This is a genomic window from Aliivibrio finisterrensis (genome assembly GCF_008933155.1).
In the GTDB taxonomy this organism is placed as follows: Bacteria; Pseudomonadota; Gammaproteobacteria; order Enterobacterales; family Vibrionaceae; genus Aliivibrio; species Aliivibrio finisterrensis.
Window position 1 is genome coordinate 49411 of the sequence record NZ_WBVP01000020.1, and the last position, 11534, is coordinate 60944.

An 11534-nucleotide genomic window follows, 5' to 3' on the forward strand; every position below is an offset into this window, starting at 1 on the left:
GCTTGTTGGCTTTGTATAATAAAAATGCCAGAGTGAAGACTTATTTATCTTCACGCTGGCATTTATCATTCATGACTAATAAGAACGGTTTATTAACGCTTGTTCTTACCGCGATTCGAATGAATTTTCATCTTCGCTTTCATTTTTCTCTTATCTGCTGAGCGACCACGACTTTGTCTTGCACCCTCTTCTTTTACTGGTGCATTTGGATCAGGCTCATAACCTTTTAACCACTCTTGAGGTAAACGAGTATCAAGTAATGCTTCAATGGCTTGTAATAAATACTCTTCATTACTGCTCATTAGTGAGATGGCTTTACCTGTACAACCCGCTCGGCCTGTTCGACCAATACGGTGAACATAATCTTCCGCTTTAAATGGCAATTCGTAGTTAATCACGCACTCTAATTGCTCAATATCCAAACCACGAGCAGCAATATCTGTAGCAATTAATGCTCTAACTTTACCCGTTTTAAACTCTTCTAACGCACGTAAACGCGCACCTTGGCTTTTATCACCATTAATAGATACTGCTTTTATACCGTCTTTTTTCAGCTCTTTAACTAATTCATCCGATCCTTGCTTCGTTTTAGTAAATACAAGTACCTGTTGCCAGTTACGAGAACCAATTAAATAGGCAAGTAGCTCACTTTTACGGTGTTTATCAACAGGGTAAACCATCTGTTCAACTGTATCAGCAGTACTATTTGTCGGTGTCACTTGCACTTCTTTTGGTTTATGCAACATATAGTAAGCAATCTCTCTTACTTTTTTGCTAAATGTCGCAGAGAAGAATAAGGTTTGATGCTCAGCAGGCATTTTACGTAAGATCTTTTTAATATCAGGAATAAAGCCCATGTCTAGCATTCGATCGGCTTCATCTAAGACTAAATATCCCGCTTGATTTAAGGTAATGGTATTAATATGAAAAAGATCCAATAGACGCCCAGGCGTTGCAACTAAAATATCAGCGCCACCGACTAAATTGTCTTTCTGAACATTAATGCTCGTGCCACCATAAGCAACCACCACTTTAATATTGGTACCTTTGGTATAACTGACTAAGCTATCGAATACTTGCTGTGCTAATTCACGCGTTGGCGTTAAGATTAAGCTGCCAATCACTTTTGAGTTCTGAGTACGATTAATCGGATTTTCAATTAATCGCTGAATAAGCGGTAAACCAAAAGCGGCGGTTTTGCCTGTTCCTGTTTGCGCTCCGGCAAGTACATCATGTCCTTGTAATACGAGAGGAATCGCTTGTTCTTGAATTGGTGTTGCCTCTTTAAAACCCAATTCTGCAACGGTATTCAGTAACTGTTCCGTTAACCCTAATGACGCAAATGACATGATGAACCTTTAAATACGATAATTTTCGCCGATTGTAGCAAATCCTTGCCATTATCCCTATTAGAAGTAAGCGTCATTTTCCTTTTCTTATCTCTTTAGATGCAAAAAATCCAGCGTACTTTGCGATACGCTGGATTATCATAGGAAAGTTAAAGATTAATAACTAATGTCGATTATAGGTAGTAACGTGCACCTAGCATCCACTTATTATCTTCTTTATTATTGTAGTCGTTACCTAAATCAAATTGGTAACCAGTAAAGCCAACGAACTTCTTAGTGAAATTGTATTCTGCTTGAATTGCCGAAGTGCTATAAACCGTTTTACTTGCGTCATTATCAACCACAGATTCATAGTTCACACTTAGGTTTAAACTGTTATCTAATGCGTAAGCAAACAACGCTTCGTATGCTGAGCCGTCTTCGATAAGATTGCCATTCACATCGCTATTCATGTTTTCATTCATTGCATATACACCTGCAACGTATAAACCAGAACCATAGCTACCGTAAGTACCACTGATCACGTGAGATTCTGAGGTTTCTGATTTAGTACCTACCGAGCCATAAGTTACATCACCCGTGTTATACGCGTAGTTTGCAGAGAAGCCAGCAACACTGTAGTTCAATGCGATTTGTGCACGGTTACCATAGTCATTTTCAACTTTTGCATCCCAATCATTTGAGATCGTATCAGATTTACGACCCTGCCAGCCCGCAGCAACGCCTAACTTACCCGCATCACCAAACTCAAACATTTTGCCGTAGCTCAGCATCTCTTCTGCACGACCCGTACCTAAATTACCGTGATCTTCATAGATAAAGTCATTGGCAAAGGCGATTGGCATATCAGCAACACCTGCAACACTGTAATAAGGTGCCCATTGTGTACCAGCAACCATGCGACCAAAGTCATTGTGCGTTACACCAATGTAGCCTAAACGAGTGGTAAATGCGTTCTCGCCACCATCTAAGTAATTAAGTGCCCACTCACCTTTTGCATCAGCAACAAAGCCATTACCCAAGTCATGCGTCGCATTAAAGTTTAAACGTGGAGAAACTGCAGTTAAACCAGTATCACCTTCATCAGAACCTTCTAAAGCAACCGATACGTGACCGCCAATATCAAAAGTAGTGCCATCTTCATTGTATAACTCAACAGCAACTGCATTTGAAGACGCTGCGATAACAGCCAGAGCAAGTAATTTTTTATTCATTTCAATTTCCATTTAAAAGTAGTCTTTTATGCTTTTTATACATAAAAGATCCAAACGACCAACAATTGAAATGAAGATAAACAGTTTTAAAACACAAGTAGAGTAAATCGTTAACAAAAGATCAAATAGAAAATAAATTTTATATAAAAGCACTTGATATGCATACGATATTTTTTTGTTTATCAAATGTATCTAAATGTTTTATTGATGTTTTTTTATCTATATCGAACAATTTAAATTTGGATAAAATGTATAGAAACGGACCAATCAGAGCAATAAAAAGCCAAACAGTCTATTTAAATAAAAATAGGGGTTTACAAGGAAAGCCATTCCCCCTATTATACGCGGCATTGGAGGGATGGCTGAGTGGTCGAAAGCACCGGTCTTGAAAACCGGCAACCGTTAATAGCGGTTCTAGGGTTCAAATCCCTATCCCTCCACCAAATTAAAAGATTAAACCGCTGTTTTTACAGCGGTTTTTTTATATCTGTACTATCGAAAATCGCCTTGCACAGAAAGGTGGCACAGATGTACTTATTAAGACTTCCAAATAGCGTGTACTATACTCGTATCGCTACTCCACTTTCACTCCGTGAAAGTGGTTATCCTAACGAACTAAAATTCTCCCTACTTACTCGTGAGCGTAAAACCGCTTATCGTCGAAATGTTGAGCAAGTTCAATTACTTCATGCGTTGTTTGAGAAAGCCATTGCGCTCTCTTTAACGATTATCGAATTTAAAACTGAACTGGCTCAGTCGATTAACGCCCTACGAGCGGCTTATAACGCACAACCTGAGACTCAAACCAAAGCCCCTAAGCTTGTGGTAGACCCTTCACCAAAAATAAAAATCGCCACTACCCCCTCACCTGGTATTACTACAAATACGCTCACTGAATTTATTCAATCTAAGCAATTAGAAGGTGTCACACAACTCACCCTTAATCAGTTAGAGCAACGATGTAATGATTTTTTAGGCTATCTAAAAGAATTAAATACAGATAAGCCCACCAATAGTATTGCAATGCACTATCGAGACCGATTACTCAAACGAAAATTAAGCAGCAAAACTTTAAAAGACTACATTGCGGCAAATAGACAGTTTTTTAATTGGTGTTTAGCTCATGAGCTTATTACGGCTAATCCATTTGCTGTCGTCAAAACATCCTCTAAAAATGCAAAGAGTGCTCAAGAGCAACGACAACGTTGGAAAACTGAGGATTTACAGAAATTATTCTCAAACGACGCTTATCGCAAACAAAACACGGATTTTAAATGGATAACCTTATTGATGCTTTATCAAGGTTGCAGGCCGTCAGAAGCTTGTCAGCTTCAAGTTCGGGATATCAAGCAAGGCGAACTACCTTGCATCCAGTTCTCGGACTCTGGTGACGCTCAGAAGCTGAAAAACCAGTTATCCAATCGAACCGTGCCCATTCATCAAACATTGTTAGATATGGGCTTCTTAGCCTTTGTGAAAGCTCGCGAGCGAGCAAAAGAGACACAGCTCTTTAATGTAAAGCCTCGCGGTGCAGATAATGATTGGTCAAAGGATTATAGAAAGACCTTCGGCAATATTCTTAATGACGTGGGCTTTAAAGCGGGACAACGAGCTACCGCCTATTCATTCCGTCATACCTTTATTGATGAGTTAAAACGAGCGAATGTCGAAGAGCATGTGGTTTCTGAAATTGTAGGCCATAAACATCAAAACATGACCTACGGTAGATATGGTAAACGACTGGAGCCAGAGCAGCTTGTAGAGGCCGTAAATCTATTTCGTTTAGACGACATAGATATCAGCTTAAGTGCATAAATGATATTGGGGACAACCTCGAAATAGGCGTTCACTGAAAGTGTGACGACAATGCAACCCGCTGCGCTATCGTCACACTTTTGCTACGCAAAAGATGCACGATATCTGCGGGCAAGAGGAGTGCCTCTTGACTCCCAGCCCACGAAGGTGGGCAGATAGCGTTTTCTAACTCGCTTTTGCCCCAAAATTAGTTAGTGTGAGATTGAGCTTAAATTCAAGTTCTGCAAAGAGGCTTACTAGTTTATGCCTAGAACTCTAAGTAGGCAGCATAATTTACTATGCCACTACAATCCATTTATTAGTAATGTTTGCTCCAAACAAAACATACCTAACTTTAAACACTTATCCTAATATAAATATCATAACAAATCAGGTCGCTTTATTGAGGTTGCTCTAACGTATGATTTTTCCATTTATCTAGAATAAAATCAGCCAATTCCTTACTACGAAATAACAATGACGGGTGATTATCACTAACTCGCTTCATAATATAGACCTGCCCGTTACCACGTAAAATAACATATTCCTTATCATTCATAGTAATCAAGCCATTTTCAATATTAGAAAGAGTAATACTTCCTTTGCTAATCTCACTAAGAACAGGATTTGAGTTCCAATTATTTGATTTATCATCAAGATGATGATAACTATTTTCCTTGATATTCATACCAGTTAAAGGAAAACTATCAACCCCTAACAATTGGTTAGTAATCAACTCCGTTGAACTTGGTTTCAAGTACATTTGAAGATCACCATCAATAGATGTAGCTAAGGCAAACTTATTATCTATAAAAATAAAGTCATCTTGCATTTCAGAACGACAAATTCCTGCGGTATAAGCAACCTCACAGCCCTCTCCATTATCTGGAAATGTCATAAAAAAAGAATTCGGATTAAATTTATCAAACATTAATTCAAATAAGTTACCCTCAATAGAAACCGTATTTTTCTTGATATCAAACTGCCAATTTGCTAGCTCACCATCTCGCGTTCTCCAAAAATCATTAAAACTCATCGATGTATATTTAGTATTATCTAAAAATTCATTCAGTGTTGGTTGCATTGGCACTGTTGACGCTAGACCTGTATCAGATAAGTAAATATTTAAACTATCAAGATCTTCATCTTTATTTACCAAGGTATCAATCTCGTCCTTAATCGTTTTAATTTGTTTATCAAAAATATCGCTTCCCAAATCTTTATTTAATTCACCTACCACACTACGAGCAAAAAGATGCACTTTTTTAGCTTCTGGGTTAGAGGCCTTTAGTGCGATGTAATCTTGACTTAATACTTCAACATCATAACCGAGCTCTGTGGCTAATTCTTGAAGTGTTTTGTTTTGTGCCTTTGCAATAGTAGTAAATGGCGTAATTACTGATCCACTACCATTAGCTACAAGCCTAAAGCTTTGATCTATCGTACCGCCTTTGTCACTATCACGTGTTTTACCTACAATTGCTTCAACAATAATATCAAAATCTCTATCTTTAACTGGTATGCCAATAACACCAGACTCATTTGTTAATTGCTTTAATTTCTCATCATCCTCTGGTATGCCGTTCCCATTACGATCAATGTAAACTTCAGCATCAACTAAATAGCCATCGATAGCTTTAAGAAAATGAGTGTCAGAATTTGAATTATTAGATTTATTTGATTCATTACAGCCAGTTAACAGAGCGGCTACTAAAAACATACATACTGTTAATTTCGAGCGTGTCATACAGATTCTCGCGTTTTAATTATCTAAATGAAAAGGGGAATGTACTCGAAATAGACAGAGTGCGGATCAGTAAAAATTACTAGGTTTGATTATAATTCAAACCGAAAAGCACTATTTGCGAATAACTTGATTGCATCTTAAACAATTGCATTATCGTAATGGTATTTCAGAAAAAATAATTGTAACGATAACTATAAATGGTTATAGTTTGCGCCGCATTATCAGCCTACGGGCAGTATTTATTAAAATAAATAAGTAGATCCTAGTGAATAGCACTTCTTTTCTTTATGGCTTACGCTATATCATTACATTTATCTTGCTATATCAATTTTCTCTACTATTTTTAGTAGATCCACATGCCTCTGCGTTAAGTACCTTTTTTCCTGCTCCTGCCTTTATATTAGCCATTAGTTTTGTTCAAGGTTTGAAGGTATTGCCGCTTATTTATATTTGTGCCACTTTAGCTAGTTTTTTTGATGTTCCTCCTTGGGAGTTAACATCGTTCAATTGGTTACATATTTTACGTCAAACCTTAACTTATGGCTTGTCTGGTATCGTATTAAAATGGTTATTAGGTTCTAAAATATTCTGTATTATTCACGTAAAAACACTTTGGTCTTTTATCATCACGTGTCTAGTCTCAACATTAATTTCTAGTATGCTTGCATCTGCTCTCTTTTATCATTATGGATTTATCAACTGGCAAAATATTCATAAACTCTTTATATCCTTTTTTATCGGTGATTTCACGGGGTTATTAATGTTTACTCTCCTCGCTTTTTGGCTAGAGTATACTGCTTATAATCGGAATGTAAGGATGCAATTTCTACTCCTAAAACGTAGCGTGCACTCTTTAATACTAGTGCATTGTTTTCTTGCTATTTCACTTAGTGCAGGGCTTTTTATCTTAGTAACTTTAAAGCCTGAGCTTGCTACGTATCACTATTTGCTTCTTCTTCCTGTCACATTAATCTCAGCCAAGTATGGTCTAAAATCAGGGATAACTACCGCATTTATTGTTAACTTATTCGTTGCATTTATTTTCATCTACACTGAAACAACAATATATACAGTAACTGAGATACAAACGTTATTTGCAGTTATTGCATTTATTGCTCTGTTACTCGGGACTTATTACGATAATCAAAAAATATCAAATGAGCGTTTACGTAATAGTGAAATGATGTTGGCAAACTTGGCGCAAAAGTCATCATTAAGTGAACTAGGCTCAACCATTGCACACGAAGTTGCCTCACCTCTACAAGCCGCATTAACCACTAGTCAGCTATCTATCGACCTGCTAAAAAAAGGAAAGGATGTTAGTCGAAGCTTACTACTAGAACTTAATCAAGATGTCGAATTTGCTTTAAGTAAAGCGGTGCAAATTCACCATCGAATTTACAAAGGTACACTTGCAAAGGAAGCTCTTTATATTGAGGAAATAATATTATCAAGTTGCGTTAATGACGCTCTACGTTTATTGAGTGAAGCATATACGAATAATCAAGTTCAATTCAAAGGTATCGATAGTCTCTTTAACGTAACCATAAAAGCCGACCGCCTTTGCATGATGCAAGTCTTCATTAATTTAATTAAAAACGCTATTCAAGCAGATGCTACTTATGTTGAAATTTCAGCTCGAACAAGTCATGGATATGTAGAGATAAATATAACTAATGATGGTAAAGATATTGACAATGTTGTCGCTGACCGTATTTTTGATAGCTTATTTACCACAAAAAAAGATGGCTTTGGATTAGGCTTATCGGTTTGTCGAACAATGTTAGAAGGCTTTGGTGGAAAAATAAATTTAATACACAAAGAAAAAACACACCATAAAACAGGTGCAACATTCCAACTATATTTACCTACAGTTAACACATTATCATGACCGTATATTTTATTGATGACGACCCACTATTATTAAAAGCAATGACACGATTATTTCTTATTAATAACCTAAATTGCAAAGGATTTTCCTCTGCAACGGCATTTTTAGAAAGCATTAAAGTAACTTATGAACCTGCATGTATTATACTCGATCTACGCATGCCAGAAATGAGTGGATTAGAACTGCAAAATAAACTAGATGAAATAATGCCTCATTGGCCAATTATTTTTTTAACGGGTCATAGCCAAGTCCATATTGTGGTCGAAGCTATAAAAAAAGGGGCTATCGATTTTTTAGAAAAACCAATTGATAACCATATTTTACTAGAAACCATCAATACTGCATTAACTCGCAGTGGGTCCTTAATTGAGTTTTATCAAGAGAGGCACAAACTGACAAAAAGAGAATGTGTAATAGCTGATTGGCTTGCCTTTGGGTTCTCTTCTAAAGAGATTGCAATAGAATTAAATCTAGCTATTAAAACAGTCGAATACCATAGAGCTAATATTAAATCAAAAATAGATTTAAGCTTATTTAAGAAAAACCTAAAATTAATTTCGTAATACTTAAACTAGCTTCATTCAATCTGTCAGTTAAGTAACAATCATAGACTGAGCATTAAGCATTAAGCATTAAGCATTAAGCATTAAGCATTAATATTTGCACGAACCCCTTCCAACATAATGTTTTATCTGGATTTTATTTTTGTTACTTTTTGGCATTTTTCATTATAGATTTGCAAGCTCAATCAATTCCCTCAACTATTCCTGACCAAGATTTGTGGCTGATACACTCAAATAATGGTAGTAACCATTCATCCACATTTTTGGCTGCTTTAAAAAGTGATACTGAAGGTAATATTTGGAGTGCGATACTACGCCTTATGATTGGTGACAAACCTCCAAAACCAATTGATCCAAAATTGAAGAATCAAATGCATATTTGTTTTCATCTGGTTCAATTACATTTGCTATAGAGCCATGGATTAACGACGCTGGTTTATCTGTAGATGGGATGTGGACTCGGAGAATCCCATCTTTACTTTTTACCGTAAACGTCCGTGATAATATATATTTACTAACCTCAAAGATAAACGTAACATTTCCAATATCATGATAATATTTCGATAATTGGTTTTTAAGCTCAGGTGTATTCTCATTAAACCATTTATTTAAATCATTAATAGCCCGTAAAACTATATTTGCACTTTCAATTTCATTTATCCCTAAGCCTCCACTGCTAATACCACCTCCAGGTCCGAAATATATAGACCTATTTATTTTAACTGGTGAGTTAATATTGTTGCTACGTAATAACTGTCTATCTGATTCAGTCACATCTCTAGAAAGGTCAATAGCTCTATTTATACGATACGGCTCAATTAAATTAGGCCAATTATTTTTTACCGTTAATAACACATCTTCACGAACCCATGAACGATGGTCATAAACGCCAATTATATATGCGCAATCATAAGTAAAAAATACAAAGAGAATTTCTTTATTTCCTTTTATCAACCCTTTATTTTTACCTTTCTCAATAAATTGTGTCCCTAAGTGTAAATGATGAACTCCCCAGTCAATAAGCATTCCATCCACATGTACATCGACATTATTTTGTTGCCTACTTCCACGGGGAGACAAATCTTTACCTTTCTTAATCTCAGAGATAATTTGGTTATACCCTTCAATATAATCTTTTGGGCAAACAAAACCTTTCGCTACTTTGACGTTTCTTGATGTAGGAGTAATCAAATGTCTCGTAATAGTAAACACTTGAGCTAAAGATGGAAGAGGGTCATTCTCTGCTTTAGCTCTATGCCCTAAACGAGTAATTGTATTTACACTCCAATCAAGGACATCTTTTTCAAAATTGTATTTCATATTGTCCTTTGCAATTTTTAACTCCTGCATAACACGTACTAAGTACCTAAAAAGAAGTTATCGGGAATTTAAGCCCTATCATTTCATATAATATCAATCACTTAAATATTGATAACTTTTCAGTTAGTACTTACCAAGCAATTATACTTAATTTTGACGCCTTAAAACGAGAAACACTCGACAACCTGATATACCGAATGTAGTAAATCGTGCTGAAGAATTTGTATGTTTATTCTACACTTGTACAACTACGACTTTTAATAAATCGATATAACGAATACCCTATGAGAGTAGATATCACGCACGCAAAGATAGAGAACCAAGTTGAAAATACAAATGAAATTTCAGGAAAATCCTCTCTTGGATATCTTCTTTGAAGATCTCCCACAGACTGCTTATTAATTAAATAACTAATATCGGCTTTCATAACCAAAAACAGTTCGTCAGACACAACTTGTTCATAACTATCTTTTAAATTGCTATCCAACTGAGCTGTATAGAAGTAATTTTCTTTTGCTTTTAAGCAATATTTCTCAGTATTCGTAGGATCAAGTTCGTGTGAAGCCATACATGCATCAATCAAATCCAAAACATACTGATTATGTATTTTTTCTTGTTGTTCACTCACATTTGCATAATTCTCTGAGTTACTATTAGCTACTTTATTTACAAGGTATAAAGATACAAACTGTGATGAAAATGCAAGAGATACTGTTATAACCGTTACGGTAATGAAAGTTAACAGTTTTGAATTAGCAACCACTGATAACAGAGCTTCAAGCCACTTTTTTATTACCCAAAAATTCTTTTCAACAAGACTTAAATCTTCCATTTTATCCTCTTAAACATAAAATTTAATTATACGAATCTGATTAGTATACCTATACTCTAAATTTAAGGCACGATATAACCAATATGTGAAATGGCAGGTTTCGGGACATAGATTAGAACATTTGTTTGTTAGTAATGTTTGTTCCGAACAAACATTACTAACAAACAAACTTACCTAACATTGACCGATGGTTTCCCAAACATATAATACAAACAATCTGAATTTTCCTTAATTGACCCATAAAAACACAAACATCAGATAAATAATCGGATTTCCTTGACGGTTAACCATTTTGTCGCTATTAATATGTACCAGACATACGGTTAAATCGATTTTTGAGAAAAATAGATAACCCATTGTAATTACAGCACTTTTAGTTGATAGGTGTAGCATTCAAATCCCTATCCCTCCACCAAATTAAAAGATTAAACCGCTTTTTTTACAGCGGTTTTTTTGTATCTGTACTATCGAAAATCACCTTGCACAGAAAGGTGGCACAGATGTACTTATTAAGACTTCCAAATAGCGTGTACTATACTCGTATCGCTACTCCACTTTCACTCCGTGAAAGTGGTTATCCTAACGAACTAAAATTCTCCCTACTTACTCGTGAACGTAAAACCGCTTATCGTCGAAATGTTGAGCAAGTTCAATTACTTCATGCGTTGTTTGAGAAAGCCATTGCGCTCTCTTTAACGATTATCGAATTTAAAACTGAACTGGCTCAGTCGATTAACGCCCTACGAGCTGCTTATAACGCACAACCTGAGACTCAAACCAAAGCCCCTAAGCTTGTGGTAGACCCTTCACCAAAAATAAAAATT

Annotated in this window: 9 protein-coding genes and 1 tRNA gene; 5 read left to right on the forward strand and 5 right to left on the reverse strand. The window is 35.9% G+C overall.

Annotated elements, in window-relative coordinates; translation table 11 throughout:
• Window positions 1-92: 92 nt before the first annotated feature.
• Together F8B77_RS14995 and F8B77_RS15000 are read right to left on the reverse strand one after the other, a co-directional pair.
• Complete coding sequence (locus tag F8B77_RS14995; RefSeq protein ID WP_151656246.1) at window positions 93-1349, reverse strand: DEAD/DEAH box helicase; 1257 nt, start codon at window positions 1347-1349, stop codon at window positions 93-95.
• 173 nt (window positions 1350-1522) lie between these two features.
• Window positions 1523-2563: a porin gene (locus tag F8B77_RS15000; RefSeq protein ID WP_151656248.1), complete on the reverse strand. Its 1041-nt coding sequence runs from the start codon at window positions 2561-2563 to the stop codon at window positions 1523-1525.
• 352 nt (window positions 2564-2915) lie between these two features.
• On the opposite strand from F8B77_RS15000, the gene F8B77_RS15005 reads away from it, so the two are divergent.
• Window positions 2916-3006, forward strand: a tRNA-Ser gene (locus F8B77_RS15005).
• 85 nt (window positions 3007-3091) lie between these two features.
• Window positions 3092-4378 (forward strand): tyrosine-type recombinase/integrase, encoded by a 1287-nt coding sequence (locus F8B77_RS15010; protein WP_167512834.1) that lies wholly within the window; start codon window positions 3092-3094, stop codon window positions 4376-4378.
• Between the two features lie 379 nt (window positions 4379-4757).
• Here the strand turns inward: F8B77_RS15010 and F8B77_RS15015 are convergent, their stop codons facing one another.
• Window positions 4758-6104 carry a hypothetical protein gene (locus F8B77_RS15015; RefSeq protein WP_151656250.1) on the reverse strand — a complete coding sequence of 449 codons (1347 nt, stop codon included), beginning with the start codon at window positions 6102-6104 and terminating at the stop codon, window positions 4758-4760.
• A 265-nt stretch (window positions 6105-6369) separates the two neighbouring features.
• Here F8B77_RS15015 and F8B77_RS15020 point away from each other — a divergent pair, with 265 nt between their 5' ends.
• Both F8B77_RS15020 and F8B77_RS15025 read left to right on the forward strand, forming a co-directional pair.
• Window positions 6370-7995: an ATP-binding protein gene (locus tag F8B77_RS15020; protein WP_151656252.1), complete on the forward strand. Its 1626-nt coding sequence runs from the start codon at window positions 6370-6372 to the stop codon at window positions 7993-7995.
• Entirely contained in the window at window positions 7992-8558 is a 567-nt protein-coding gene (locus F8B77_RS15025) for a response regulator transcription factor (RefSeq protein WP_151656254.1), read from the forward strand. The genes F8B77_RS15020 and F8B77_RS15025 overlap by 4 nt, the downstream gene beginning before the upstream one ends.
• Window positions 8559-8876: 318 nt before the next feature.
• Here F8B77_RS15025 and F8B77_RS15030 read toward each other — a convergent pair whose 3' ends face one another.
• Both F8B77_RS15030 and F8B77_RS15035 read right to left on the reverse strand, forming a co-directional pair.
• Window positions 8877-9908, reverse strand: a complete 1032-nt coding sequence (locus F8B77_RS15030) for a hypothetical protein (RefSeq protein ID WP_151656256.1) — start codon at window positions 9906-9908, stop codon at window positions 8877-8879.
• Between the two features lie 199 nt (window positions 9909-10107).
• Window positions 10108-10710 (reverse strand): hypothetical protein, encoded by a 603-nt coding sequence (locus F8B77_RS15035; RefSeq protein ID WP_151656258.1) that lies wholly within the window; start codon window positions 10708-10710, stop codon window positions 10108-10110.
• 500 nt (window positions 10711-11210) lie between these two features.
• On the opposite strand from F8B77_RS15035, the gene F8B77_RS15040 reads away from it, so the two are divergent.
• On the forward strand, window positions 11211-11534 hold a 324-nt coding region (locus tag F8B77_RS15040), incomplete at its 3' end, for a DUF6538 domain-containing protein (protein WP_341872503.1).

Bases quoted from the DNA above. Each gene is read 5' to 3' on its own strand.
- F8B77_RS15010 (WP_167512834.1), top strand. From the start codon at position 3,092: ATGTACTTATTAAGACTTCCAAATAGCGTGTACTATACTCGTATCGCT.
- F8B77_RS15000 (WP_151656248.1), bottom strand. From the start codon at position 2,563: ATGAATAAAAAATTACTTGCTCTGGCTGTTATCGCAGCGTCTTCAAAT.
- F8B77_RS14995 (WP_151656246.1), bottom strand. From the start codon at position 1,349: ATGTCATTTGCGTCATTAGGGTTAACGGAACAGTTACTGAATACCGTT.
- F8B77_RS15035 (WP_151656258.1), bottom strand. From the start codon at position 10,710: ATGGAAGATTTAAGTCTTGTTGAAAAGAATTTTTGGGTAATAAAAAAG.
- F8B77_RS15030 (WP_151656256.1), bottom strand. From the start codon at position 9,908: ATGCAGGAGTTAAAAATTGCAAAGGACAATATGAAATACAATTTTGAA.
- F8B77_RS15025 (WP_151656254.1), top strand. From the start codon at position 7,992: ATGACCGTATATTTTATTGATGACGACCCACTATTATTAAAAGCAATG.
- F8B77_RS15015 (WP_151656250.1), bottom strand. From the start codon at position 6,104: ATGACACGCTCGAAATTAACAGTATGTATGTTTTTAGTAGCCGCTCTG.